Source organism: Saccharothrix isguenensis (assembly GCF_052936305.1).
Genome location: NZ_CP193626.1, coordinates 5352975 through 5379557, shown reverse-complemented (window position 1 = coordinate 5379557; position 26583 = coordinate 5352975). Strand labels below are relative to the sequence as shown.

The window sequence follows — 26583 nt, the reverse complement described above, 5'->3', positions numbered from 1 at the left end:
GGGGCAGGCGCGCGGCTACAGGTCGCCGGCGATGGAGTTGCCCGGCTCATCGGGATCGTCGCTGAGGTAGAACGCACGGGCCGCCTCGACGTACTCCTGCGTCGTGACGTAGCCGTCCCCGTCGGTGTCGAGCATGCCGAACGCCTGCGTCGTCTCCTCTTCGGACATACCGCCCCGGATCTGGGCGGCCATCATCTCCGGCGCGGTGATCTTGCCGTCCCTGTCCTTGTCGGCGGCGGTGAACACGGCGATGCTGAACGGGATCGCGGCGTCCTCCACGAACGCGGGGAACGCCGGGTCGTCGCCCCAGGTCACCCAGTCCTCCACGGTGACCCGCTTGACGCCTTCGCCGTTCGTCTTCCCCGGCATACCGCGGAAGAGCTTGTGCGCGTGGAAGTGGATGCGCCGCCAGTCCTCCGAGCGTGGTTCCAGGTCGTAGGTGTCGCACCAGATCTGGGCCAGCGCGGTGACGTCGAGTTCGTCGATCACGCCGTCCCGGTCGACGTCGATCGAGTACCAGGCCTTCTCCAGCTTGAGCCGCCTGAGTTCGGTGGTCATCGCGCGGCCTCCCCGGCGGTTGCGGTGTTCCCGTCGGGTGCTTCCGCCGCGTCGGCGGCGTCCTCGGCCTCGGGATCGGTCGGCTTGATCAGCATGATCAGCGGGATGAACACGAACACGACGACCACCGAGCCCAGCAGGACCGTGTGCAGGCCGCTGGTGTAGGTCTCGTGCGCGATGCGGGCGACCGTCTCGCCCAGACCTTCGGGCGCGACGCCCTGTGCGACGGACTGCACGCCGCCGCGGGCCTGTGCCAGCGTGTCGGCGGGCAGACCGGCGGCTTCCAGCCGTTCGTTCCAGTCGCTCTGGACGATCACGCTCAGCGCGGTGCCCAGTGACGCCACGCCGAGCGCCGGCCCCAGGCTGTCCATCGTCTCGCCGACGCCGGAGGCGACACCGGCGAACCGCTTGGGCGCGCTGCTCACGACCGCCTCGGTGCCGACGGGCACCACGAGGCTCATGCTCATGCCCAGCGTGACGAGGAACGGCCAGATCGAGGCGTACCCGTCGTCCACGCCGACCCGGGACAGGCCGAACAGGCTCACCACGCACAGCAGCAGGCCCAGCGTCAGCGGCAGCCTCGGGCCGAACTTCTGGTTGAGCAGACCGCTCAGCGGCGCGACGACGATGCCCGCCGCCGGGATCGGCAGCAGCCGCAGGCCGGTGTCCAACGGGCCGGAGCCCTGGACGTTCTGGAGGAACAGCGAGAGGTAGAACCACACCGAGAACATCAGGCCGGAGCTGACCAGCAGGATCAGGTTGCCCGCCACGAACGTCCGGGAGCGGAACAGGCTCGGTGGCAGCAACGGCTCGACGGTGGTGCGTTCACGCAGGACCAGCAGCACGATCAGCGCGGCGGACACCACGAAGCACGCGAGCGGCACGAACCCCGTCCAACCGGCGACGGGCACTTCGCTGATGCCGTACACGAGGGTCGCCAGCGAGACCGCCACCAAGGCGATGCCGGGCACGTCGAGCCCGCGCTTCGCGTCCACCGGCGGCACCGCGCGGATGAGCGTGCTCGCCAGCAGCAGGGTGACCGCGCCGCCGATGACGTTGATGAAGAACGCCCACCGCCAGCCCGCGTACTCCACGATCAGCCCGCCGAAGAACGGGCCGCCCGCCGACGACAGCGCGAACGTGCCGATGAACACGCCGATCGCGATCTTGATCTTGCTCGGCGGGAACGTCAGCCGCAGGATCGCCAGCGCCGACGGCATCAGCGCCGCGCCGCACATGCCCTGGAGGACCCGCCAGGCGACCAGCGCCTCGATGTTGTGCGAGAAGCCGACCAGGACGGAGCTGGCGACGAAGCCGATGATGCCCGCCAGGAACACCTTCCGGTGCCCGTACCGGTCACCCACCTTGCCCGCAGCGACCAGCAGCGCCGCGTACGCCAGCATGTAGCCGGTGGTGACCCATTGCAGCTGGGTGAGCGTCGCGCCCAGTTCGGCGCTGATGGTCGGGTTCGCCACCGTCACGACCATGGCGTCCACGCCGAGCATCATCGCGGCGAGCGCCATGGCGGTCAGGCCGAGCCACAGTCTGGGAGGGACCTGCTCGTCGGGGGCCGCGGCCGGGTCCGCGGGGCCGGTGGCATCGGTCGTCTGCTCGTCCATCGCTGATGTCCTCACGGATTAGGGCGAGAGGGAAGAATGCGCCGGGGCATGACGACAGCGGTCGGCAGTCGGCCGACGGGCGTCGTCACCGTTCGTAAATCTATAGCCGTGCGAGGCCCAATATAGGCAACCATCTGTCTGCATGTCAATCGCGCCGGCATCGCCCGAACGGGCGGTCACCCGGTTCAGGCGGTGTTGCGGAAGTCCGTGTTCGCGATCGACTTCCGCAACACCGCCTAGCCCGGCCGGTGCCCGGTGATGATCAGGTAGCCGATCTTGTCCCGGTAGATGGGCAGGAGCTTGCCCATGGCGTCCCGCTGCTGGTCCACCTTCTCCTCGCCCAGCGCCGCCACCAGGTGGGGCCGCAGGCGCTCCAGCCGCTTGAAGTACTCGGGGTAGGACCGCCGGATGTTGTCGCCGCACGACACCACCTCGTCGATCTCCAGCCCGCTGTCCCGCGCCACCGCGACGACCTCGTCGGCCGGACGCGGGCGCTCCATCCCGCCGGCCCGCGCGATCTCCAACTCCTCCTCGGTCAGCGGCTTCTCCTCGGTGAACTCGGTCAGCACGACCCGACCGCCGGGACGGACCACGCGCACCATCTCGCGGATCCACACACCGCTGTCCTCCACGTGTTGCAGCGACTGGAACGCCAGCACCGCGTCGAACGTGGCGTCCTCGTACGGCAGCGCGGCGGCGTCGCCGAACTCGATCCGGACCTGTGCCTTCAGGCCCGCCGCCTTCACCCGCCTGGTCGCCTCCGTCACCTGCCACGTGCTGTTGGTGATGCCGGTGATGACGGCGTCGGTGCGCTGGCCCAGCCGGATCGCGGGCACACCGGCGCCGCAGCCGACGTCGAGCAGCGTCTGGCCCGGCCGCAGCCCCAGCTTCCCGCCCACCACGTCGGTGGTCCGGTTGATGGCCTCCAGGAACGGCGTCGGGTCGTCGTCGTCCTGCCAGTAGCCGACGTGGATGTTCCCGCCGAGCACCTCGATCAGCTCGGCCATCTGGTCGTAGACCTCGCCGATCTCGTCGGTCCGTGACGTGTCCCGTGACGTGTCGCTGGCGGACATCGGCCACCCTTCCGCTCGTCGTGTCCTGCTACAGGTTCAGATACCGTTGCGGGTCAGGTGCGCGACCACCCGCGCGGGCGACGGCATGGCGGTGATCTCCGCGCGCAGCTCCTCCGCCACCCGGCGCAGCTTCTCGTCCGACCGCAGCTCCCGCACGGCGTCGACGTCCAGGTCGCGCTCGTCCAGCACGTGCGCCGCACCACGCGCACCCAGCAGCTCGGCGTTGACGATCTCGTCCGGCGCGTTCGGCAGCACGAGCTGGGGAACGCCCAGGGCGCAACACGTCAGCAGCGTGCCGTCGCCGCCGTGGTGGATCGCCGCGTCGCACGTCCGCAGCAGCGCGTTGAGCGGCACCCAGCCGGTCAGCCGGAGGTTGGGCGGCAGGTCGTCCGGCACGTCGGCGGGGACGCCGTCCCCGAGGGTGACGACGAACTCCACTTCCGGGTCCGCCGCCGCGATCCGCACCGCGCGCCCGATGAACGCCCGCGTCCCGTAGATCGACCCGGAGGTGACGGCGACCCGCGGCCGTTGTGGCGGGTCCAGCAGCCAGTCGGGGAGCACGCCGGAGCCGTTGTAGGGCACGTGGCCCATGACCAGGTCCGGGGCGACGCCCTCGGCCAGGCTCGGCGGCGCCACGTCCACGCTCCGGATCACCGCCGGCGCGTCCAGGCCGTACCGCCGCAGCGACACCGCGCCGGGCAGTTCGCGGACCAGGTCGGCGTCATAGCGGGAGATCGTGACGGCGTGCGCCACGGCGGGCACGCCCAGCACCGCCGCCACCACCGCGCCCACGGCGAAGATCGGGTCGTAGACCACCAGATCGGGCCGCACCCGTGCGGCGACGGCCACGTGCGCGTCCACGTACGGGTCCCACGCGGCGACGATGTGCGGCTTGCGGCCGTTCATCGTCTCCAGCGGCCGGCCCTCCAGTGGCGCGAACAGGTGCGGCAGCGCCTCGGCGAAGCCGACCAGCATCTCGCCGGTGGTCCGGCCCGGCAGCGCGTCGAGCACGGGCAGGCCGGCGTTCGCCACGGTCAGCCCGTCCCCGCCGGTGACGAACACCGCCTCGTGCCCGGCGGACTGGAAGGCCCACGCCAGCGGCACGAGCGGGAAGGCGTGGCCGATGGCGGGTGCGGGCACGAAGAGCACGCGCATGATCCACCCCAGTCTGCGGTCGAGGTGTGGGCGTATCCCCTGATCAGCGTGGCGCTGGGGCCACGAATACTATCAGCGAATATAGCGAAGATGGATCACTCGGGCAATGCCGGTCGGCTCACGCCGGGCCGCCGAACAGGCTGTGCAGGCACGCGAGCAGGCTCCGCGCCTGCACGTTGACGTAGTGGCTGTGCCGCACGAGCGCCGCGAGCTGGTGCAGGGCGACCCAGCGGTAATCACCCGATTCGGCGTCCTCGATGTCCGTTTCGACCACGAGGTAGCGGTTGCGCGCGTGGTGGAAGCGGCCTCCCTCCTCCGACAGCGTGGCCGCGTACCGGATCCGCTCCGGCCCGGCGGCCAGCACCTCGTCCAGGAACGGGGGCCGCGCGTCGGCGGGCAGGCAGGCCAGGTTCGCCGGGGTGCACTGCACCGTCGGCGCGAGCTCGATGACGTCGACATAGCCCGGTTCGACGCGGGCGTGCGCCAAGACGTGCAGCACGCCGTCGATGCGCTTGGCCAGGAACGCCACCACGCCCTGGCCGTGCGGCCTGATCATCGGCTGGGACCAGCGCAGCACCTCGCGCTTGCCCGCCCGCACGTCCACGCCGACCACGTCGAAGAACAACCCGCTCTCGTGGCTGATCTTCTCGTCCGTGCGCCGCCAGTGCGGCAGGCCGTCCAGCGGAGCGCGGCTGGTGCGGATCTCGTGCCGGGTGCGCGCGTCGGTGATCCACATGAGCAGGTCGTCGGTGGTGTGCCTCGACTCCTCGTCCTCGTCGCACGAACGGACCAGTGCGGCTCGGAACCCCGAACCGCCGTCGACGTCCCGGGTCAGACCGGCGCCCGCGAAGGGCAGGCAGGACAACACGGTCCGGGCGTCCATGTTCACCAGGTCGTCCTCGGCCAGCAGCCGGTGAACCTGGCCGAGCGTGAGCCAGCGGAACTCCTCCGGCGGGTCGACGTGCGCGGTGGTCAGCACGATCATGTTGCGGTTCCGCTTGCGGAAGAACCAGGCGCCCTGCTCGGACTGGCGCACGTCGGCGAGCAGCCCGTGCGGCGGCGGATCGCGGAAGAACTCCAGGAACGGCACGCTCCGGCCGCCGTGGACCCGGGTGTAGTTGCTGCGGGTGGCCTGCACGGTGGGTGCGAGCTGGACGCCGTTGTGGTTGCCCGGTTCCCGCTTGAGCTGCACCAGGAACTCCAGCACGCCGTCCGCCTCACGGGCCAGCAGGCCGAGGATGCCGACTTCCGGCTGGCTGATGATGGGCTGGCTCCAGCGGTCCACGGGTGCGCCGGGGATCTCGGCGGTCAGGCCCTGCACCGTGAAGAACCGGCCGCTCTCGTGGTGCAGGTCGCCGGACACGGGGTCGCGGCGCCACCCCTTCAGCGCGGCCAGCGGCACGATGTCCGTGGTCATCCGGGACGCCGGTCCCGGTGCGGTGAGCCACCGCCGCACCGCGTCGGACTCGGGTTCCCGGATCGCGGACGCGGACTCGGCGATCGCCAGCGCCCGGTCCCGCCGGGTTCGGGCGGCCAGGGAGCCTCCGGCCATGACCTCCCCGCTTCCGTCGGGCACTGCTCACCAGATAACTACACTAATCGACAGTAACAGGTGGGCGTGGTTGGCGACCATGCCCGGGTCCGTCGGCCACGTGGCGCCAGAACGCGCGCACCGCGTCGTCCAGCTCCCGGTGCGCCCGCCACCCCAGCACCTCCCGTGCCGGACCGGGGTCCACCCGCGTGCAGCCGACCTGGGAACGCCAGTCCCGCACCAGGGCCTCCTGCTCCACCACCGTCGCCGGGACGCCGCTCACCTCCACCAGCAACCGCACCAGGGATCGGACCGACACCGCCTCACCGCGGCCGATGTCGACCACCCGGCCGACGGCTCGGGCGTCCGCCGCAGCGACCGCCGCCTCCGCCGCGTCCCGCACGTCGACGTAATCCCGTTCGGCCACCAAGGGGAACAACCGCACCACGGCGGGGGATCGGGTGGCGGTCAGCAGGGAGTCGGCCACCCGGCCGAGCAGGCTGCCGCGGGGGAGTCCGGGACCGATCACGTTCGCCAACCGCAGGACCACACCGGCCACGTCACCGGCCGCGGTCGCGGACAGCACGGCGGCGGTTCCGGCCAGCTTGGCGCGTCCGTAGTGCGTGCGCGGGGGGTGGCCGTGCTCCAGCACGGAGCCCAGGTGGACCAGGCGTGGTCGGCGGCGGGTCCGCGCCAGGGCGTGGGTCAAACGCCGTGGCACCCCGGCGCAGCGGGCCGTGATCTCGGCGGCGGACAGGCCCCAGCTGCTGCCGGTGGCGTCCACCACGACGTCCGGGCGATCGGCGGCGAGGAGGTCGGCCAGCGCGGCGTCCCCCGCGGTGGTGAGGTCCACCGGGATGAAGTGGTGGGCGAGACCTTCGGGGCGGTGTCGCGCGGCGACGGAGACGTGGCAGCCGGCCGCGGCGAACGCCGTGACCACGTGCGTGCCCACGAACCCGGTGCCGCCGAGCACGAGGACCCTTCGGCCGCCGGCCATTGCTTCAGCCCCGCTGCCGGGCGACCCACAGCCCCCACCGGAACGGCGTGGCCGGCACGTGCTCCGCGACGCACCCCGCCGCCGCGAAGGCGTTCTCGAACTCCGGTGCGGTGAACAGGGTCAGGTCGAACGTGTCGGTGGAGTGCCGGATGCCGGTCACGGCGTGGGCTTCGGCGTAGTGCACCACCATCCGGATGCGGGAACCGTCGAGCCGGGTGGAGTGCGAGAGCCGGACGGTCGTGCGTTCCGGCTCCTCGATCACGTCTCGCGACACGTACCCCTCGATGAACTCCTCCGGCGCGTACCACGGTTCGACCAGCAGCACGCCGCCCGGCGCCAGGTGCCGGACCAGCCGCGCGACCGTCAGCTCCAACTCGGCCGCCGAACGCAGGTGCGGCACGGCGAACAGGCAGGTGATCACGTCGAAACGGCTCGCCAGGTCGACTTCGCGCATGTCGGCGCGGTGCGTCCGCAGCCCCGGCACCCCGGCTTCGGCGACCGCGAGCATGTCCGCCGAGACGTCCACTCCCGTCACGTCGAACTCCTCCCGCAGGAACCGCAGGTGCAGCCCGGTGCCGCAGGCCACGTCCAGCAGGCGGCGCGCGCCCGGGTCGTGGTCGCGCACCAGTCGGACGATCGCCCGCGACTCGGCGGCGTGGTCGCGTCCCCTGGTCCGCATGACCCGGTCGTAGACCTCGGCGTAGCCGTCGCGGTACCCGGTGGTCACCGCGTGAAGCTAGCACTCGGCGAGGAAACAGTATAGGTTCCTAAAGTCATTGGCCTTGGACTGCGTCGCCACAGCTCTCGGGGAGGATCCGGATGGTCTCGTCGTACACACCGACCAAGGACGAGGTCGTGGAGTTCTACGAGAACGCGATCCCGTTGATCACCCGGCTGGTCGGTGTCAACGTCCACCTGGGCTACTGGGACTCGCCGGACGACCAGAGCACCGTGCAGGAGGCCACCGACCGGCTGACCGACATGATGGTCGAACGGCTGCGCGTGGGCCCCGGCAGCCGGGTCCTCGACCTGGGGTGCGGGCTGGGAATGCCCGCCGTCCGGCTGGCCCGCACCACCGGCGCCACTGTGGTCGGCGTGGCGACCAGTCCGTCCCTGGTCGAGGAGGCGCGCGCCCGTGCGGCGAGGGAAGGGCTCACGGACCTGGTGAGCTTCGCAGTCGCCGACGCGCTGGACCTGCCGTTCGCGGAGGACTCGTTCGACGCGGTGCTGGCCATCGAGTCGATCGTGCACATGCCCGACCTGCCACGGGTGTTCGGCCACCTCGGGCGCGTGCTGCGTGACGGCGGGCGGTTCGTGCTGACCGACTTCTTCGTCAAGGAGCCGCTGGAGGGCAGGCGGCTGGCGGCCGTGGAGGCCTATCGCAGGCTCGCCCTCAACAGCGAACTGCTCATGGTCGAGGACTACCCGCCGCTGCTGCGCGCGGGCGGGTTCCACCTGACCGAATACCTGGACATCACCCGCCAGACCGATCGCCACCACCGCGAGATGGTGCTCGCCGTGCAGCGGCAGCGCGCCGAACTGGAACCCGTTTACGGCCCCGGGATGCTGGACGCGTTCATCTCGGTGTTCGAGGAGTGCCTGGACGTCGGCGAACCCGGCTACCTGCTGCTCTCCGCCGAGCGGCGGGCGAAGGACCGCGGCTGACCCGCGAATCCGCCTGTCGTCGCACAATGGGGTGCCCCGTGTTCAGAACCGCAGTGGGCCGGGTGGCCGCGGTCGTCCTGCTCCCGTCCGCCCTCCTCACCCCGTCCGCCTCCGCCGACCCGGTCCGCGTGGTGCCGACCAGCGTGGTCGGCTCGGACGGCCGGACCTACACCGTGACCAACCACCTCGTCGGCTACGGCGACCGGTGGAAGTCGCACGAGTGGCTGCTCGTGTGGTCGGGCGGCACGCGGGCCGCCGACGGCGCCGAACCGGACTTCCTGGCGGTGGTCGACGCGTCAGCGGACTCGCCGACGTACGGCAAGGTCGTCAACACCGCCACCGTCGGCCCGCAGTCCGGCAACGAACCGCACCACCTCCAGTACACCTGGAGACCAGGGCAGCGGCTCTACGCGGGCGGCATCCTCAGCGACACGGTGTTCGTCCTCGACGTCGACGAGCTGCCGCTCGTCCGGATCACCGGCGTCAACCTGCCGATGGACACGCCCTGCGGCACCGCGCCGGACGCCTTCGCGGTGCTCCGCGACGGCACGGCGTACGGCACCTACATGGGCGGGCCGAACGTGCCTGGCCCGTGCACCTACACCACTGGCGAAGTGCGCCAGGGCAACGGTTTCACGGGCACGCCGGGGGAAGTGGTCCGGCTGGACACGCGGGGGAAGACCCTCGCCGAACTCCCGGCCGCGTCCCTCGCGCCGGAGGACGCCGTGACGTGCCCGTCCGTGCCCGCGCTGCCGGTGCTGCCCTGCGCGACCAACGGTTTCCTGCCGCGGCAGGAGCAGCCGGGCATGGTGTACGTGCTCGACATCCGCGACCCGATCGCGTCGGGAGACCAGACGACGTGTTCCGTGGACGAGCTGGCCGAGGTGGAGCGCGGGGCTTCGAACCGGACTGCGCGAAGCTGGTCGACGCGCTGCCGATCCGGGACGCCGTGTCGGCCGGCGTCGGCGTCGGTCCGCACTGGGGCACGCTGGACACGTTCGAGCGGCTGCCGAACGGCAAGGTCCGGGAGACCGACAAGGTGACCGGGCCGGCCGTCTCGAACTACTTCGTGGCCGCCGTCGGCCTGGACGGCGACCACCGCGTGTGCATGATCAACCAGGCACGCGACGGGACGCTGTCGGAGGACACGTCGTTCCGCGACGAGCACACCGGCACACCGTGCGTCCAGATGAACCGGGACCAGTGGCCGCACGGCGCCACCGGCTTCGTCCGGCCTCACGGCGTCCTGTTCGCCGTGTCCGAGGCCCCGAGGCGCTGAACCGCGTCACGAAGGAGGGGCCGGCGCCCTCTGGCCTGACATCGGCAGACCTGGTAGGAATTACTATAGGTTAATACATTATTCCTGGCCTGGGGGAGTCGTGGAGCGTTCGAGCCCGGTTACGTCATCACCCGGCACGATGAACGCGCTCGCGCGACTGCGGCTGCCGCTGTCGATGGCCGATTTCGCCCGGCGTGGGTTCCGGGTCGACCGGCCCGCGGAGCGTGCGGTGTTGGAACGGCACGCGGGCAACTTCCTCGGTGGGTTCAACCTCGCCGTGCGGTCGTGGCGTGCGCCGCACGAGCCGCTCAGCGAGGTGGCCGAAGAGGAGCGCGGATTCGCGTACGAGGGCGCGGCCATGTTCGCCGGGCTGCTCGACCTGGCCACTGCCGGTCGGGCCGGTGCCGTCCGGCGGCTGCTCGACGGGCCGGGCGACCGGTACACGCACCTGGTGCACGTCGGCGCCGGTTGGCTGTTCACCGCCGCCCGCGTGCCGGGAGTGGTGCGGCTGCCGTCCACCCCGTTGTTGCGCTGGCTCGGGCTCGACGGCAACGGGTTCGGCGAGGTGTACTTCGGCGGCGTGAAAGCGTTGCTGCGCCGGGCCGGGCGGACTCCGGGGCCGGTGTGGCAGGCACGGCTGGCGGGGTGTGGGCGGGCATTGTGGTTCGTGCAGTCCGCCGACCCGGCCGGTGTCGCCGGGGTGATCGAGCGCGCCCCGGCCGCCGCACGTCCGCATCTGTGGAGCGGCGTCGGTCTGGCCTGCGCCTATGCCGGTGCGGTTGACGAAGCCGGCCGGGCCGCGTTGCTGGACCTGTCCCGTCCGCACCGGTCCTACTTCGCCCAGGGCGTCGTCTTCGCGGTCGGCGCGCGGGCACGTTCGGGCATCGTGCCGGACCACACCCGGGACGCGTGCGCCCAGGTGGCGGGCGTGACGGTGGAAGAAGCGTCGCGCTGGACCGACGAGACGTGCGCGGACCTGCTCGGGTCGCGTGACGTGCACGCGTACCTGGAGTGGAAGGCCCGGTTGCGCACCCTGATCGACCGCGGCGACCGGTGACCGGCTGCGCGCACCCGGGTGGAATACAGCTGGTCCGCCACCGTCGTTGCTAGTCTTGGCCGACCTGTCCGTCGGCGGAGCTCTAGGGGTGGCAGTGGTCGGCAAGCGGGACTACGGGCAGTTCTGCGGACTGGCCGCCGGGATGAACGTCATCGGTGAGCGCTGGACCCTGCTGGTGATCCGGGAGCTCTTGATCGGCCCTTCCCGCTTCAACGAGATGATCGACAACCTGCCGGGCATCGGCCCGAACCTCCTCGCCGAACGGCTCAAGACGCTCACCGAGCACGGCGTGATCGAGCAGGTGCCCGTCCCCGGTGACGGGCGCGGCAAGTTCTACCAGCTCACCGAGCTCGGCCGGCAGCTGTCCGGGCCCGTGCTGTCGCTCACCAAGTGGGGCCTGTCGTTCCTGGACGAGTCCGCGAGCACCGGCGTCGTGCGCCCGGAGTGGGGCTTCCTGGCGGTCCAGGCGATGGTCGTCGAGACGGAGATCCCGGACATCGACGAGGTGTACGAGTTCCGGGTCGGCGACCAGGCGTTCACGATCGCGGTCAAGGCGGGCGAGGTGGCGTTCAGCCGCGGTCAGGCGGAGCAGCCGGACCTGGTGATCACCAGCGACCCGGACACGTTCGTCCGCATCGGCGCACGCCTGATCACGCCGTTCGCCGCGATCGCCACCGGGCGGGTGTCGATCGAGGGTCAGCCCGAGGCGATCCAGCGGTGCACGCGGATGCTCGGCCTGGTCTGATCGGCGCCCGGCTCCGTCGGCACGTCCGGTTCTTCCTCGTGCAGAACCGACTCCACCTCGGCCAGGCGCTCCACATAGGACGACTCGTCGTGGACCGGTGCCATGGTGTTCCTCCTCTTGTGTCAGCCCGTGTCGAGCGGGCCGGTGACGGGTAGGACGGCGCCGCCGGGCAGCCACGACGGGCGGTGGTCGTGGTGGCTGCTTCCCGGGATGGTGGCGGTGCTCGCGGCGTGGAGCCGCACGGTGGTGGCCGGCTGACCGCCCTGTGCTCGCAGCCACGCTTGGTAGCCGGAGGTGCTGGGCGCCGCGCCGGGGGATTGGTCGGCGAGTGCGTACGGGTAGCGCATCGGGGACTCGTCGGTCGGGGTGAAGGCCAGCGGCACGACCTGGCCCGCGGGTGGCTTGAGCAGCGGGGGAGTCACCAGCCAGGGCGCCAGGTAGCTGCCCTGGGCGGGGTGGTCGCCGGCGGCCACGGCGGCCACGGTCGCGGCGGCGGCCTGCCACCCGGAGACCACCACGACGGGCGCGGTCGGATCGTCCGTGATCCCGACGCCGTGGGCTTCGGCCGCTTCCCGGACGGTCCGCTCGGCCGCGCGGGACGTGGGGGAGTCGTCGGCGACGAGGGAGATCGTCCGCTGTCCGCGACCGGCGAGGAACGCGGGCACGGTGCGGAGGGCCGCCGCGTCGTGGGCGGTGAGGGCTTCGGCCGGGCACGGGGATGTGTCGCGCCGTGCGGTGGCTTTCCCGATCAGGGCACCCAGCAGGGCGCTTTCGCACTCCGGCCCGTCCGCGCCGGTCAGGTCCGGCCCGTCCGCGACCGTGTCGCCGGTGTCGACCGGCACCTGGCTGTCGCCCAGGTGCAGCGTGGACTTCACCGCCGGCAGGTTGAGCACGGCCCATTCGCCGTCCGTGCCCGGTCGGGCGCCGGTCGTGGCGGTGTCGATGTCGGACGTGACGGGCAGGGTCCGGGCGGGTGCGACGTGGACGAGGTTGGGACCTGGGAGGTGCGGCACGATGACCACGTCCAGCGCGGTCGTGGCCACGGTGATCCTTGCCAGGACCGGGACGCCGGGCTTCGGCCCGTTGGCGTCGGTGATCGCCTCCTGCGCGACGCCGCCGATCAGCGCCAGCGCGAGGACCGCGGCGGTGGAGCGGATGACGGTGGTGCCGCCGCGCGACCGGGTGGAGCACAGCGGGTACCAGGCGAGGCACGTGAACCCGCACAGGACGGCGACCTCCGCCGATCCGCCTTGGCCGAACCACGCGTCGTGGAACGCCAGGACGGCGGTGAAGGCCAGGGAGAGCAGACGGGGTGTGTGGTCGGGAAGCCGGAAGGCCTCCCAGAGCACCGCGCCGGCCGTGGCGGTCGGGACCAGTTCGCGCATCCCGCGACCGGGCGCGGCGACGAACGGGCGCAGCAGGGCGAAACCGGCGGCGAAGGGCAGCGCGAGCAGAACGGGCGGGGCGAGACCGGTGACGGCTTCCACCGGTGGCGGGTGGCCGTGGCCGGGCTGGGTCGAGAGGAGCGCGTCAACGAGGGCGGACACGGGAGTTCCCCCGGCGCCGCCTGCCAAGCCGCGTCGTGTGCAAGGACGGTCCCCCTGACGGTCGCGGCCGAATCGGTGGTTCGGCGGCTGCCTGGGCCGAGTGGATCCGATGCGGTGCCCGGTGTGATGGTCGCTATAGCGAGCTGAACTGTGCTGACCGTACTACGGGCCGCCGTCGGCGGGTAGCTGCGGCAGCCGTCCGGTGTAGTGCGGGCCGTCCACGCCAGGCCGTGACCCTGTGAAGCCTCGACCGGTCCGGTAAATAACTATACGATAAAATACCAATGCGGGATCTGTCTTTTGGAGGGTGGGCACATGTTCGAAAGGTTCACCGACCGCGCGAGGCGGGTGGTTGTCCTGGCCCAGGAAGAGGCCAGGATGCTCAACCACAACTACATCGGCACCGAACACATCCTCCTGGGGTTGATCCACGAGGGTGAGGGTGTCGCCGCGAAGGCGCTGGAGTCGTTGGGGATCGCGCTGGAGGGCGTCCGCCAGCAGGTCGAGGAGATCATCGGCCAGGGTCAGCAGGCCCCTTCGGGCCACATCCCCTTCACCCCGCGCGCGAAGAAGGTGCTGGAGCTGTCGTTGCGCGAGGCGCTGCAGCTCGGGCACAACTACATCGGCACGGAGCACATCCTGCTGGGTCTGATCCGCGAGGGCGAGGGTGTCGCGGCGCAGGTGCTGGTCAAGCTGGGCGCGGACCTGAACCGGGTGCGTCAGCAGGTGTTGCAGCTGTTGTCGGGTTACTCGGGCGGCAAGGAGCCGGCGGAGTCCGGTGGCCGCGGTGAGGGCACCCCGTCGTCGTCGTTGGTGCTGGACCAGTTCGGGCGCAACCTGACCGCGAGTGCGCGGGAGGGCAAGCTCGACCCGGTGATCGGGCGCACCAAGGAGATCGAGCGGGTCATGCAGGTGCTGTCGCGGCGCACCAAGAACAACCCGGTGCTGATCGGCGAGCCCGGTGTGGGCAAGACCGCGGTGGTCGAGGGCCTGGCCCAGATGGTGGTCAAGGGCGAGGTGCCGGAGACGCTGAAGGACAAGCAGCTCTACACCCTGGACCTGGGTTCGCTGGTGGCCGGGTCGCGGTACCGGGGTGATTTCGAGGAGCGCCTGAAGAAGGTGCTCAAGGAGATCCGCACCCGCGGCGACATCATCCTGTTCATCGACGAGATCCACACCCTGGTCGGCGCGGGCGCCGCGGAGGGCGCGATCGACGCGGCCTCGATCCTCAAGCCGATGCTGGCGCGGGGCGAGTTGCAGACGATCGGCGCGACCACGCTGGACGAGTACCGCAAGTACGTGGAGAAGGACCCGGCGCTGGAGCGTCGGTTCCAGCCGATCCAGGTCGGCGAGCCGTCGCTGGAGCACACGATCGAGATCCTGAAGGGTCTGCGGGACCGGTACGAGGCGCACCACCGCGTGTCGATCACCGATTCGGCGCTGGTGGCGGCGGCGACGCTGGCCGACCGGTACATCAACGACCGGTTCCTGCCGGACAAGGCGATCGACCTGATCGACGAGGCCGGGGCGCGGATGCGGATCCGCCGGATGACCGCGCCGCCGGACCTGCGCGAGTTCGACGAGAAGATCGCCGACGTGCGTCGGGACAAGGAGTCCGCGATCGACGCGCAGGACTTCGAGCGGGCGGCGAAGCTGCGCGACGCGGAGAAGACGCTGCTGGGCCAGAAGGCCGAGCGGGAGAAGCAGTGGAAGGACGGCGACCTCGACGTCGTCGCCGAGGTCGACGACGAGCAGATCGCCGAGGTGTTGGCGAACTGGACCGGGATCCCGGTGTTCAAGCTCACCGAGGAGGAGACCACGCGTCTGCTCCGCATGGAGGACGAGCTGCACAAGCGGATCATCGGCCAGGTGGACGCCGTGAAGGCGGTCAGCCAGGCGATCCGCCGCACGCGGGCGGGGTTGAAGGACCCGAAGCGCCCGTCGGGGTCGTTCATCTTCGCGGGCCCGTCGGGCGTGGGCAAGACGGAGCTGTCGAAGGCGCTGGCGAACTTCCTGTTCGGCGAGGACGACGCGCTGATCCAGATCGACATGGGCGAGTTCCACGACCGGTACACCGCGTCGCGCCTGTTCGGCGCGCCTCCCGGTTACGTCGGTTACGAGGAGGGCGGGCAGCTCACGGAGAAGGTGCGGCGCAAGCCGTTCTCGGTGGTGTTGTTCGACGAGATCGAGAAGGCGCACCAGGAGGTCTACAACACGCTGTTGCAGGTGTTGGAGGACGGCCGGTTGACCGATGGCCAGGGTCGGACGGTGGACTTCAAGAACACCGTGATCATCTTCACCTCGAACCTGGGCACCTCCGACATCAGCAAGGCCGTGGGTCTGGGCTTCACCTCGGGTCAGGACACCGCGTCCAACTACGAGCGGATGAAGAACAAGGTCAACGACGAGCTGAAGAAGCACTTCCGGCCGGAGTTCCTCAACCGGATCGACGACATCATCGTGTTCCACCAGCTCACCCAGGACGAGATCATCAAGATGGTGGACCTGATGATCGCCCGCGTCGAGACGCAGTTGAAGAACAAGGACATGGCGATCGAGCTGACGGACAAGGCGAAGATGCTGCTGGCCAAGCGCGGGTTCGACCCCGTGCTCGGCGCCCGGCCGCTGCGTCGCACGATCCAGCGCGAGATCGAGGACCAGCTGTCGGAGAAGATCCTGTTCGGCGAGATCACCGCCGGCCAGGTCGTCGTGGTCGACGTGAACGAGTCCCTCGTGGAGGAAGCGGCGTTCACCTTCACCGGCCGGGCGGCCTCCCCGGTGGACCTGGTGCCGGCGGTCGAGTGAGGTACCCCCGGGCGCCCGCCATCCGATCGGGTGACGGGCGCTTCGGCCTGCCCGCACGAGGGCGCCGGACGGATGGATCGGCCCTGAATGATCCTGGACAACGGCTATAGAAACTTATAGCGTTCTGGTCCTGTGGCTGGTCCCCCCACATCCTTCGAAGCGGGACGGACTCTGGAGGTAATGCAGTGAGCAACCCCCGGGAGACTTACGAGTCGCTGAACCTCGAACCGAAGCCGATCCGGCCGCACATCCTCGCGGCGGCGACCGTGGTCTTCGGCGACGACTACTACTCGGGCCGGCGGGAGACGATCAACCTGTCCGGCTTCGTGCAGTTGAACAAGTGGCCGATGCCCGGCTTCGAGCACCGGGTGGACCAGAAGGGGTACGCCGAGTTCGACACCGAGCTCATCAGCGCCCCCGAGGTCGGCATCAAGGGCTTCAGCTACGAGCTGGACGACCGGATCCAGGTGCTGTCCAACCCGTTCCTGCCCAACACCGGCCACGTGCGCCAGATCGTGCCGGGCAAGAACTTCCCGGCCGAGTTCTACATCCGCCGGTTCGGCATCCTGGAGACCAGCACGCTGCGCCTCGCGCACCGCAACGTGATCGACATCCACGGTGTGGTGGACAGCGTGCCGCCGTTCAAGAAGCCGCTCACCGGTCCGTACCTGGGCAAGCCGCGCGGCGACGGCCCCTTCGACGTCGTGCAGGCGCCGAACGTGGTCCGCGGCACGACCCTGCCCGAGGCGTGGTACCCGGCCGACGACGAGAACCAGCCCGTCGGCCTCACGCCGACGGTGTTCTTCGCCGCCAGCGCGGGCCCGTGCATGTCCATGCTGGTCGACCCCTCCATGATCATGCAGGTGTCGCTGGAGGGCCGGATCGAGGTCGAGGTCAACGGCAAGACCGTCTCCATCGACCTGACCGGCGACCACAAGAAGGCCGCCGGCACCGAGCTGCTGCTGTTCGGCCCCGAGAAGCACACCGAGGGCAACGGCGTGCTGGCGCAGATGGCGCGGCTGGCCGTGGTCGGGCACAGCCCCGAGCTCGGCGGTCGGGTCATGCTGCGGGCGAGCTGGCCGCGGGTGTCCGGCGGCACGCTGGGCCAGGGCAACGAGGACAGCCTCAGCCGGGTGAAGTTCCCGGGTGACCTGCACCTCGACGCCGAGTTCGAGCTGGTGACGCCGAGCGCCACGCTGTACGCGGCCAACCCGGTGCACGTCAGCGGCAAGCTGAAGGACATGGAGGCCACCGGCACCGAGCTGTCCATGAGCGGCGCCGACGCGCCGATGGTGACCACGTCCGACGAGGTGAAGGCCCGGCTGACCGGCGTCCAGCTGGTCATGCGCGACGCCTTCGTCGGCGAGCACGCGGCCGTCAACATCTGAGACCGCTTGACAGTACGACCCGAAACTGGCTTTAGTTGAGTTTGACATAGCTACTGTTTCGGGACACGTTCACCGTTCCTCCCGGACGACCTGTTCGGGAGGAACGCCTTTTCCGGGGGAAGGCGCCCATGGACCAACGGCTTCTGTTGATGCACCAGGTGATGCTCGCGGACCGCCCCCGGCTGGACGCGTACGACCGGGCGCTGGCGTCGGTCGTCACGGCGGGTGACGTGGTGGCGGACGTCGGCGCCGGCACGCTGGTGCTGTCCATGCTGGCCCTGAAGCACGGCGCCGACCACGTCTACGCCGTCGAGGCGGACCCGGCGATGGCCGCCGTCGCGGAGCGGATCGTCGCCGACAACGACCTGCGCCACCGCGTCACCCTCGTCCAGGGCGACGCGCGCACCGCCAGGCTGCCGCAGCCGGTCGACGTGATCGTGTCCGAGATGATGGGCAACCTGGGGCCGGAGGAGCAGATGGTGGAGGTCCTCGGGTCCGTGGCCCGGCGCAACCTGCGCCCCGGCGGCGTGATCGTGCCGCGCCGGCTCACCACCCACCTCGCCGCCATCGAGTTCGACGAGGAGGGCTGGGGCATGTGGGGCGACGTCGTGCCCGGCTACCGCTTCGACTCGGTGCAGGAGTTCGTCGAACCGCAGCCGCAGCTGCACTTCTTCCAGCGGGAGCCCCGGTTCCTCACCGACCCGGTCGTGCTCTCCGACGACCCGATCGCGCCCGCGTCGACCAGCAGGCCGCACCGCGAGGTGCGGTTGCCGGTCCGCCGCGACGGTTGCCTCCAAGCGGTCATGGGCTACTTCACCGCCGAGCTGGCCGAGGGCGAGCCGCTGTCCAACTACCCGTCGTACCCCGGCTGCAACTGGGCGGTCTGGGTGTGGCCGCTGCGGCACACCGCGGTGGCGGCGGGCGACGAGATCAAGGTGGCCGTGGACGTGCCGCGTGGGCGTGGACAGGTGCGTGACGCCACCGCCTGGCGGCTGGACTGCGGCATCGTCAGGGGGAAGTGATGCCGTTCTCGGCCGGCACCGTGCGCGACATCCCCGTCCGCGCGCTGAAGTTGTGCGGCCTGACGTGGACGGGGGAGTTCCTGCTGTTCTCCGAGGCGGTGTCCAACCAGATCATGGCGCTGGACCCGTACAGCGGCCAGATCGAGCACCGCATCCCGTGCCCCGAGGTGCGCACCGACCTGACCACCATGGGCGGGCACCTGGTGCAGGTCGTCGGCGACCGGCGGGCGCTGCTGGTGATCGACCCGGACACGGCCCAGCCGATCCGGGAGATCCCGAACCCGCGGCCGGGGAACCTGCTGAGCGGGCTGGAGGCCACCCGGGAGGGTGTCTGGATGGGGTACGAGGACCTGCGGCGGATCGACCTGCGCGCCTACGAGGGCTTCCAGCTGCTGGACAGCATCGCGGTGTCCGGGCGCCCGGCGGGCGTGACGGTGTCGGACAGCTACCTGGTGTACGCCGATCACGCCACGTCGACCATCAACGTGGTGGACATCGAGGAGCGCCGCGAGATGGCGTCGTTCTCGGTCGCGGGCAACCCGACCGGGATCACCTGGGACGGCACCCGGATCTGGTACTGCGACTACACGACGTTGCAGCTGCGGGCGATCGAGGTGCCCGGAGTCGACAAGACCTGAACCAGGGAGGGGAATGCCCGTGGTGCTCGTGCGCACGAGCCGCGAGGACGAGCCGCCCGGGACGGTCGCGCTCGTGCTGCGGGCGGCCCGCGTCCTCCTGCTCACCGCCGCGGTGCTGGCGCCGGTCGGCCTGGCCTGGCTCGTGGTGGCGGTGGTGCGGGGGCGCGCGGCGGCGCAGCGGCTGGCGTGGCCGCGACTGGTGGCGTTGCTGATGCGGTTGGGGCCGACGTTCGTCAAGGCCGGGCAGGTGCTGGGCACCCGGCGTGACCTGCTCCCACCGGCGTTGTGCGACGAGCTGGCGACGTTGCAGGACTCGGTGACCCCGCTGACGGCGGCCGAGACGCGGGAGGCGTTGGCCGACGTCTACGGCGCCGAGCTGGACGCGCTGTTCGCCGAGGTGGACTACGAGCCGGTGGCGAGCGGCAGCGTCGCGTGCGTCTACAAGGCCCGGTTGACGTCCGGTCGTGAGGTGGCGCTGAAACTGCGGCGGCCCGGGATCGAGCGGGTGATGCGGCAGGACCTGGACCTGATGCGGCGGGGCGCGGCGCTGATGGCCCGGTTGCCGCTGCTCCGCGGTGTTCCGGTGATGCCGGTGGTCGCCGGCATGTGCGACGCGGTGCTCGGGCAGCTGGACTTCGAGCGGGAGGCGGCGAGCCTCGACCGCCTGCGCGCGGACCTGTCCGTGGTGCCCCGGGTGTGGGTGCCGAAGGTGGTGCCGGCGGCGTGCCGGCCGCGGTGCATCGCCATGGAGTTCATCCACGGCCTGGACATCGGCGCGCCGTCCCGGTGCTCGGACGCCTCGCGGCGGAAGTTCGCCTCCTCCGGGCTCACCGCGATCTACGAGATGCTGTTCGTGAACGGCTTCGTGCACTGCGACATGCACCCCGGCAACCTGTACTTCACCGAGTCCGCCCAGGTGGTGGTGCTCGACGCGGGGTTCAGCGTGCAGCTGAGCGAGCGGCTGCGGCTGCTGTTCGCCGACTTCTTCATGAACATGGCCATCGGCGACGGCGACAAGTGCGCCGCGATCGTGGTGGAGAGCTCCGCCGAGGTCGGGCCGGACGCGGACGTGGCCGGGTTCCTGGCCCGGATGGCGGACCTGGTGCGGCGCAGCCACGGGTTGCCGGCGCGGGACTTCAGCCTGATCGCGTTCGCCACCGGGATGTTCGACCTCCAGCGGCGGCACGGCATCCACGCCGCACCGGAGCTGATCTTCCCGCTGCTGTCGCTGCTGGTGATCGAGGGGACCATCCGCGAGCTGGACCCGGACGTCGACTTCCAGGCGCTGGCCCGGCCGGTGCTGATGAAGGGCCGGTTCGGTTCTCGTTGATGTGTTGTTTCGGAAGTGGGTTCGCCGTCAGGGTTCCGGCGAAGTCGTTAGGGAAGACGACAAGACGGGCACTCACATGATCAACCAGAGCGCCGTGCCCGCCCCACACCCAGCACCGGAACAGCACAAACGACCTTGCCGGAAACCTGGGGATCGCCGTGAGGTCGAATTCACACGTCCGTGCGGGCCGATGACGGATCGTGGCATTATCGGCCGTTTCCCATACCTGCTCGGGTGATGATGTGCGAATGCTTGTTCGACTATTGTTCTGGGTATGGGTGTTGTGCCGGTGTTGTTGACCGAGGATGACGTGTTCGCCGCCGTTGCGGAGGTTGAAGCGTCGATTCGGGCATTGCACCGGCGGCGGTTGGAATTGCTCGCCGAGGTGGTGCGCTGCGGGTACGACCTGGATTCGTACCGGGCCTTGGTGCGGGCGAATCCGGCGGAGGTGAAGCAGTGGGTGGCGCAGGTGGGGTTGTTCCTGCCGTCGGTCACGCCGACCGGGCAGCCATTGCCGCCCCTGTGCCCGGTTGCCGGTGCCGCGTTGGTGGAAGGTGAGCTGGCGGACGGCCATCTGCGGGAGTTGACGCGGGCGGTCGGGACGCTGGAGCTGCCGGACTGGTCGGAGGAGGTTCTGGTCGAGGCGGCGCGGTCGGTGGAGCCGAAGGTGGTCCGGCAGCTCGCCGACCGCATCCGGGACCGGGTGGAGCAGGACGCGGTGGACGAGCTGGATGAACCGGCGGCGGAGCCTGCGGATGTGCTGTACGTGCGGGGTCTGCCGGGTGGGCGGGTGGAGTTCCGGGGTGAGTTGTCGGCGGAGTCCGGGGCGCGGTTCACCGCGATGCTGGAGCCGTTGTCCGTGCCGCGTCCGGAGGGTCCGAAGGATCGGGCGCATCGGTTGGGTGAGGCGTTCGCGGATGTGGTGTCGCTGGCGTCGCGGTCGGGTGACCTGCCGTCCGAGGCCGGGGAGCGTCCGCACATCAGCGTGACGGTGGATGTGGAGACGCTGCGGCGTGGGGTGGGGCACGCGGTGCTCGACGGGGACCGCTATGTGAGTGCGGCGCAGGCGCGGCGGATCGCGTGCGACGCCAAAGTGATTCCGGTCGTGATGGGTGGCGATTCCGAGGTGGTGGATCTGGGTCGGACGAAGCGGACGGTGAGTGTGGCGCAGCGCAAAGCGCTGCACGCCCGGGACCGGGGATGCGCTTTTCCGGGGTGTTCACGGCCACCGAAGTGGTGCGACGCGCATCATGTGCGGCATTGGTCGGAGGGTGGGGACACCGACCTCGGGAACCTCGTTCTGCTGTGCCGCGCGCATCACACGCTGGTGCACCACTCACGATGGCGGATCACCATGACCGGCGGTGTTCCGACGTTCATTCCGCCGCGACACGTCGACCCGGCCCAGAGGCCCCGGCAGAACCTGCTCCACCGACCACCCCTGCCCATCGCGGCGTGAACAGGCAGAGGCGCCGCGACGCCGGCGACCGGTCAGAGCCAGCGGTCGCCGTGCAGGACGTCGTCCAGCCGGATCGCCTTGAAGCGGCGGGCGGCGAAGTCGCAGTACCAGAGGCTGTAGCCGTCCCACGCCATCCCCGTCGGCCGGCCCTCGACCCGCGCCGTGCCGACGACCTGCTCCGTCGTGGTGTCCACGGCACGCACCAGGCCCGTCTCGAACTCGCCGTACACGACCGTCCGGTTGACGCAGGTCATGCCGGACGGCGTGCCCACGATCGGCATCTCCCGCCGCACCGTCATCGTCTCGAAGTCGCGCAGTTGCAGCACGGCCGGCTCGCGCAGGCACATCCACATGCCGGCCGCGGTCATCTCCGCGCCGCACAGCCTGCCGCTCGCCGGCTCGACCGGCTTGGTGCCGACGACCTCGCCCGACTCCGGGTCGACCAGCACGAACCGCTTGGGCCTGCCACCGATCTGGCACAGCAGGCTGTCGTGGTAGGTCAGGTCCGCCCGGACGCGGGAGCACTCCAACTCCCGCTCCACGTCGCCGTACCGCGGGTCGACCGCCCAGATCCGCCCGGCGTCCTGGTCGGAGTGCCACAGCAGGCCGTCCGACCACGTCAGGCCGCACATGTACGCCCCTGGCGACGGCAGCGAGCGCACCACCGGGACGGTCGTGGGCGATGTGGTCACGGCGCCTCCTCCAGCCACAGGTTCGACAGGTCGAACCACCGGTCGATGGTGGGCATCGGGATCGCGTTGCGGACCCGCTTGCCCTTCAAGTGCGGGATGGTGGGCGCGTGCTCCAGGACCGGCACGATCGCCGCGTCCCGCATGACCAGCACGTCGATCTCGTGCCACGCCTGGTACGCCCGCTCGTGGTCGGTGGTCGCCAGTGCTTCCTCGATCAGCCGGTCCACCTCGGGGTTGCTGTAGCACCCGTAGTTGCTGGTGCCCCGGTTCCGGTTGGTCTGGAACATCGGCTGGAGGAACGAACGCCCGTTGTCGCCGAACCAGTCGGGCGTCCACGACGGCGCGCTCAGGTCCCAGCTGCCCGCCTCGGCGTGCGCCGGGTCCTGGAGGTACGCGTAGTAGTGGGCGTGCCCCAGCGACAGGAAGTCGACCGCGATCCCGGCCCGCTCCAGGTCGTGGGCGAGGGACTTGGCGACGTCGGGGTTGGCGTCCACGTCCCGGTGCAGGATCGTCAGCGCCAGGCCGTCGGGGTAGCCGGCCTCGGCCAGCAACCGGCGGCACCGGTCGGGATCGCCCCGGTCGCCCGGCGTCGGGTACAGGTCGAACGGGACGTACCCGTCGTTGCCGGGCGGGATCGCCGACCGCGCGGGACGCATCACGGTGCCCGCCGCGAGCTTGTCGTAGATGTCCAGGATCGCCATCTTGTCGACGGCGTGCGCCAACGCCCGCCGCACCTCCGGCCGGGCCAGCGCGCCGCCGTTGTTCGGGCTCGCGGTGTTGAACACGACGTACGGGTTGAGCGCGTAGCCGAGGTCGTTGCCGGGGTCGGTGGGGTTGGCGTCGTAGGGCTCGGTGACCGGCGACGCCCACGACAGGTCGGCCTCGTCGGCGATGATCTTCCGACCGACCGCGACCGGGTCCGCGTGCTCCATGGTGACCTCGACCGCGTCGACGTGCTGGTTGCGCACGCCGTCGGTCGCCTTGTCCCAGAACGGGTTGCGCTCCATCCGCAGGAACCTGCCGTGGTCGTAGTCCACCAGCCGGTACGGGCCGTTGGAGCGCACCTCGCGGCGGAAGTCCGGCCCGTCGGGCACCAGCGCGTCGTACTCCACCGGCGCGGCCGACGCGAACGGCATCGACAGGATGTTCAGGAAGTCCGAGGCCGGCTTCACCAGCTCGAACACCAGCGTCCGGTCGTCCGGCGCGCGGATGCCCTCGATCTCGTGCGCGTTCTGGAACGCCGCCAGCTCGGCCGGGGTCGCGTCGGGGTGCGGCACCGCCTCCGCGTAGGCCGCGGCGAACTCCGCCATGCCCCGGATGGTGCTGGTGAAGTACCGGATCGCGCCCGCGCCGCAGACCGGGTTGCACATCCGCTTGAAGCCCCGGATGAAGTCGTGCGCCGTCACCTCGCGCGGCGGCGTCGTGTCCCACAGCACGCCGGGGCGCAGCCGGATCGAGTAGGTCAGGTGGTTCGCCGCCAGCCCGGTGTTGTCCGTGGTCGGCACCTCGACCGCGACGTCGGGCACCGGCGTGATCGCGCGCCAGTCCTTCAGGTCCTTGACCGCCGGGTAGGTGAACAGCTGCCGGGCGAACAGGCGGATGATCTGGTGGCCGAGGGCGTAGTAGGCCGACGCCGGGTCCACGTGGTCCATGCTGCCGGGCCCGTAGAGCCGGAGCGTGCCACCCCGGTGAACTCCGTCCTGCCGCGGCTCGCTGCTGCTCATCTGCTCGGGACCTCCAGGATCGGGCCGGTCAGGACATCTCGTCCGCGAGTCGGACCGTGGTCTTCAGCGTGCGGTCGACCTCGTCGTGGTGGTCGACCAGGTGGGTGCGGTCCGGGCCGCGCGGTGGAGGTGCGGCGATCCGGAGCCGGTGCTGGAAGTCACGGTCGATCCCTCCGTGCGACAGGACGGACCTCATGAAGCTATATGAAGTTCAACTGAATGCGGAAGGGGCCGTACGGGTGCCCCGGTCGGTGACGGCGTAGTCGTTGCCCGCGTACCAGTCGCCGCGCCCCCGGGGCAGCAGGTCCAGTACGTTCCACACCGGACTGAGCAGGTCGATGGCGCGCTCGGAGCCGTCGAAGTGGTTGGCCGGCAACGAGTAGAAGTGCCGGACCTCATCGCCTTCCTTGCGCAGCACGCTCACCATGGGCCGCTGGGAGCCGTCCGGGTACTCGGCGTTCATGTCCGCGTTGAACGTCGTGCCGTGGCTGGACAGGATCCGCACGCCGTCCCACTCCCGCAGGTCGGCCCAGGCTCGCAGCTTGTCCAGGGGCGCCTTGCCGATCACGACGAACGCCGTGTGCCGCGCGAGGTGCGTCGTGACGCCGCGCAGCCCGTCGACCCAGAGCGAGCACATCGGGCAGGCCTCGTCGGCGTCCGGCGCGAACATCAGGTGATAGGTGAACAGGGTGTCGTGGTCACCGAACAGGTCGCGCAGCGGCGTGCGGACCGGGCCGTCCGAACCGTCCTCGGTCAGCAGGTACTCGCCGAGCACCGGTCCGGGCGGCATCGCCCGACGTGCCGCCGCGACCGCTTCCACCTGGTCGCGCAGCGCGCGTTCGGCCTTGGCCAGCTCGACCCTGGCGGCCCGGTGCTCCGCACTGGCGCCCTCCGGCCAGAACGGTGGCACGGCCTGCTCGTCGGTGCCGCTCATCGCGTGGAACCCTCCTGTGACGTCGCACAAGGGCGGTCGATCGGGCGCCGACCGCCGCCTTCGAGGAAGTGCAGCCAAAGGGTTGCACATCGCCTGGCGGCCCACAACGGCCTCAATCGAGTGATCCGACGTCGACCTGTCCGCGCAGGTCCTCGGGGAGGGTCGGGGTGCGGAGCAGCCGGTCGAACCGGTCGGCGACGGTCTCGTCCCGGGGCCGTGCCGCCAGCCACTCGCCCACCAACCGCCTGCCCTCGACGTAGCTGACGGTGTACGCCCGCCAGAGCGGATCGGTCAGGAAGCGGACCATGTGCCTGGCCCGCTGCTCCGGCACCAGCAGCCAGCGGCCCAGGTAGTCGGTCACCTCGTCGACCGGCGCGCCCCGGTCGTGCAGCATGATCGCCGCGTCCTGCCGCGCGCCCATCAGCTGCCACCACCACCACATCACCGCCTCCACCCGCTCGCCGTCGACCCGGATCCCCTGCCCGGCCAGGACCTCCGCCGTCCACGCGCCCCAGCCGTCGCCGAGCGAGGCGTCCAGCGCCAGTTCGGCCATGCCCTCGGCGACCAGGCACTGCGGCGTGTTGACCAGCACGAGCGCGTGCTCACCCTCCCCGCGTTCCGCGACCAGTCCCGCTTCCTTCAAGCAGTGCTCGGTGTGGTGGCCGGGGTACGACTCGTGGGTGGCGAGCAGGGGGAGGGCGGCGAGGTTGCGGCCGGCCTGGGAGTCGAGCATGACCAGCGAGCGGTAGCCGCCCAGGTAGCGGTTGAAGGCGTGCCAGGGCTTGTCCCGCACGACCTCGTAGCGGACGTGCTCGTCCTCGGGCAGTCCGTGCCGCGCGCGGACCAGCGGACGCAGTTCGTCGGACACCGCCCGCACCGCCCGTTCCAGGTGTTCGGGGCCGACGGTGTTGGCCTCGTGGAACCGTTCGAGCCGTGCGCGCAGGTCACCCGTGCCGGGCAGCAGCGCACGGATGCCGTCGTGCGCCTCGGCGTAGCGGTCCGGGTCGCCCAGCCCGGCGTCGACCTGGAAGTACGCCCGCACCTCGGCGTGGAACGGCACCGGCTCGCCGGACAGCCGCAGCGCGGCGCACCGCATCGCCACGACGTGCGCGCGCAGGAACCGCTTGCGCTCCGCCGAGAGGCCGCAGTCCGTGACGCGGTCGAGGAGTCCGGTGGCCTCCTGCACGAGGTCCGCCGGTGTCGGGAGGGGTTCGTCGTCGACCTGCCGGCGCAGCGCCGGGTCGCCGAACCAGCAGTCCACGTAGCCGTCCGCGAGTCGGCCCAGGCGCAGGCCGAGCCGCAGGTAGGCCCGTACTTCCGGCTCGTCCATAGACCCTCCGGTCCGTTATACGTTGATGAACGTAT

Annotated in this window: 25 protein-coding genes; 11 read left to right on the top strand and 14 right to left on the bottom strand. The window is 70.7% G+C overall.

Annotated elements, in window-relative coordinates:
• Positions 1-15 precede the first annotated feature (15 nt).
• From ACRAKI_RS23725 to ACRAKI_RS23695, 7 genes are all read right to left on the bottom strand, one after another.
• Positions 16-558: an EF-hand domain-containing protein gene (locus ACRAKI_RS23725; protein WP_447002712.1), complete on the bottom strand. Its 543-nt coding sequence runs from the start codon at positions 556-558 to the stop codon at positions 16-18.
• Positions 555-2177, bottom strand: a complete 1623-nt coding sequence (locus ACRAKI_RS23720) for an MFS transporter (protein ID WP_447002711.1) — start codon at positions 2175-2177, stop codon at positions 555-557. Before ACRAKI_RS23720 ends, ACRAKI_RS23725 begins: the two co-directional genes overlap by 4 nt.
• A 236-nt stretch (positions 2178-2413) precedes the next feature.
• Entirely contained in the window at positions 2414-3250 is an 837-nt protein-coding gene (locus tag ACRAKI_RS23715; protein ID WP_447002710.1) for an SAM-dependent methyltransferase, read from the bottom strand.
• A gap of 36 nt (positions 3251-3286) precedes the next feature.
• Positions 3287-4405 carry a nucleotide disphospho-sugar-binding domain-containing protein gene (locus ACRAKI_RS23710; RefSeq protein ID WP_447002709.1) on the bottom strand — a complete coding sequence of 373 codons (1119 nt, stop codon included), beginning with the start codon at positions 4403-4405 and terminating at the stop codon, positions 3287-3289.
• Positions 4406-4523: 118 nt separating this feature from the next.
• The gene (locus tag ACRAKI_RS23705) at positions 4524-5957 is read right to left on the bottom strand and encodes an NDP-hexose 2,3-dehydratase family protein (protein ID WP_447002708.1); all 1434 of its coding nucleotides are present in this window, start codon (positions 5955-5957) and stop codon (positions 4524-4526) included.
• Positions 5958-6000: 43 nt separating this feature from the next.
• Positions 6001-6933, bottom strand: a complete 933-nt coding sequence (locus tag ACRAKI_RS23700) for an NAD-dependent epimerase/dehydratase family protein (protein ID WP_447002707.1) — start codon at positions 6931-6933, stop codon at positions 6001-6003.
• A gap of 4 nt (positions 6934-6937) precedes the next feature.
• A complete protein-coding gene (locus ACRAKI_RS23695) occupies positions 6938-7660 on the bottom strand; it encodes a class I SAM-dependent methyltransferase (RefSeq protein WP_447002706.1) in 723 nt (240 codons plus the stop codon).
• 92 nt (positions 7661-7752) lie between these two features.
• On the opposite strand from ACRAKI_RS23695, the gene ACRAKI_RS23690 reads away from it, so the two are divergent.
• The 5 genes from ACRAKI_RS23690 (at position 7753) to ACRAKI_RS23670 (ending at position 11679) form a co-directional block, all read left to right on the top strand.
• Entirely contained in the window at positions 7753-8598 is an 846-nt protein-coding gene (locus tag ACRAKI_RS23690) for an SAM-dependent methyltransferase (RefSeq protein WP_447002705.1), read from the top strand.
• 38 nt (positions 8599-8636) lie between these two features.
• Positions 8637-9641: a hypothetical protein gene (locus tag ACRAKI_RS23685; protein ID WP_447002704.1), complete on the top strand. Its 1005-nt coding sequence runs from the start codon at positions 8637-8639 to the stop codon at positions 9639-9641.
• Positions 9638-9877, top strand: a complete 240-nt coding sequence (locus tag ACRAKI_RS23680; protein ID WP_447002703.1) for a hypothetical protein — start codon at positions 9638-9640, stop codon at positions 9875-9877. The genes ACRAKI_RS23685 and ACRAKI_RS23680 overlap by 4 nt, the downstream gene beginning before the upstream one ends.
• Before the next feature lie 139 nt (positions 9878-10016).
• Positions 10017-10934, top strand: a complete 918-nt coding sequence (locus ACRAKI_RS23675) for a DUF1702 family protein (protein ID WP_447002702.1) — start codon at positions 10017-10019, stop codon at positions 10932-10934.
• Between the two features lie 88 nt (positions 10935-11022).
• Positions 11023-11679 carry a winged helix-turn-helix transcriptional regulator gene (locus tag ACRAKI_RS23670; protein ID WP_447002701.1) on the top strand — a complete coding sequence of 219 codons (657 nt, stop codon included), beginning with the start codon at positions 11023-11025 and terminating at the stop codon, positions 11677-11679.
• On the opposite strand, the gene ACRAKI_RS23665 is transcribed toward ACRAKI_RS23670, so the two are convergent.
• Together ACRAKI_RS23665 and ACRAKI_RS23660 are read right to left on the bottom strand one after the other, a co-directional pair.
• Positions 11631-11783 (bottom strand): hypothetical protein, encoded by a 153-nt coding sequence (locus ACRAKI_RS23665; RefSeq protein ID WP_447002700.1) that lies wholly within the window; start codon positions 11781-11783, stop codon positions 11631-11633. The genes ACRAKI_RS23670 and ACRAKI_RS23665 overlap by 49 nt on opposite strands.
• Before the next feature lie 18 nt (positions 11784-11801).
• Positions 11802-13226, bottom strand: a complete 1425-nt coding sequence (locus ACRAKI_RS23660; RefSeq protein WP_447002699.1) for a DUF6239 family natural product biosynthesis protein — start codon at positions 13224-13226, stop codon at positions 11802-11804.
• 315 nt (positions 13227-13541) lie between these two features.
• Between ACRAKI_RS23660 and ACRAKI_RS23655 the strand changes: the two genes are divergently transcribed.
• The 6 genes from ACRAKI_RS23655 to ACRAKI_RS23630 all read left to right on the top strand — a co-directional run bounded on the left by ACRAKI_RS23655 (position 13542) and on the right by ACRAKI_RS23630 (position 21868).
• A complete protein-coding gene (locus tag ACRAKI_RS23655; protein WP_447002698.1) occupies positions 13542-16031 on the top strand; it encodes an ATP-dependent Clp protease ATP-binding subunit in 2490 nt (829 codons plus the stop codon).
• A gap of 185 nt (positions 16032-16216) precedes the next feature.
• Positions 16217-17419, top strand: a complete 1203-nt coding sequence (locus tag ACRAKI_RS23650; protein ID WP_447002697.1) for a DUF6004 family protein — start codon at positions 16217-16219, stop codon at positions 17417-17419.
• Between the two features lie 128 nt (positions 17420-17547).
• Entirely contained in the window at positions 17548-18441 is an 894-nt protein-coding gene (locus ACRAKI_RS23645; protein WP_447002696.1) for a methyltransferase domain-containing protein, read from the top strand.
• Positions 18441-19079 carry a YncE family protein gene (locus ACRAKI_RS23640; RefSeq protein ID WP_447002695.1) on the top strand — a complete coding sequence of 213 codons (639 nt, stop codon included), beginning with the start codon at positions 18441-18443 and terminating at the stop codon, positions 19077-19079. Before ACRAKI_RS23645 ends, ACRAKI_RS23640 begins: the two co-directional genes overlap by 1 nt.
• 13 nt (positions 19080-19092) lie before the next feature.
• Complete coding sequence (locus ACRAKI_RS23635; RefSeq protein WP_447002694.1) at positions 19093-20409, top strand: ABC1 kinase family protein; 1317 nt, start codon at positions 19093-19095, stop codon at positions 20407-20409.
• A gap of 274 nt (positions 20410-20683) precedes the next feature.
• Positions 20684-21868, top strand: coding sequence for a DUF222 domain-containing protein (locus ACRAKI_RS23630; RefSeq protein ID WP_447002693.1), 1185 nt, complete (start codon positions 20684-20686; stop codon positions 21866-21868).
• 32 nt (positions 21869-21900) lie between these two features.
• On the opposite strand, the gene ACRAKI_RS23625 is transcribed toward ACRAKI_RS23630, so the two are convergent.
• The 5 genes from ACRAKI_RS23625 to ACRAKI_RS23605 all read right to left on the bottom strand — a co-directional run bounded on the left by ACRAKI_RS23625 (position 21901) and on the right by ACRAKI_RS23605 (position 26548).
• Complete coding sequence (locus ACRAKI_RS23625; protein WP_447002692.1) at positions 21901-22560, bottom strand: hypothetical protein; 660 nt, start codon at positions 22558-22560, stop codon at positions 21901-21903.
• Positions 22557-24284 (bottom strand): ABC transporter substrate-binding protein, encoded by a 1728-nt coding sequence (locus ACRAKI_RS23620; RefSeq protein WP_447002691.1) that lies wholly within the window; start codon positions 24282-24284, stop codon positions 22557-22559. Before ACRAKI_RS23620 ends, ACRAKI_RS23625 begins: the two co-directional genes overlap by 4 nt.
• 28 nt (positions 24285-24312) lie before the next feature.
• Entirely contained in the window at positions 24313-24480 is a 168-nt protein-coding gene (locus tag ACRAKI_RS23615) for a hypothetical protein (protein WP_447002690.1), read from the bottom strand.
• A gap of 15 nt (positions 24481-24495) precedes the next feature.
• Entirely contained in the window at positions 24496-25218 is a 723-nt protein-coding gene (locus ACRAKI_RS23610; RefSeq protein ID WP_447002689.1) for a DUF899 family protein, read from the bottom strand.
• A 112-nt stretch (positions 25219-25330) separates the two neighbouring features.
• Positions 25331-26548, bottom strand: coding sequence for a DUF885 domain-containing protein (locus ACRAKI_RS23605; protein WP_447002688.1), 1218 nt, complete (start codon positions 26546-26548; stop codon positions 25331-25333).
• Positions 26549-26583: the final 35 nt, after the last annotated feature.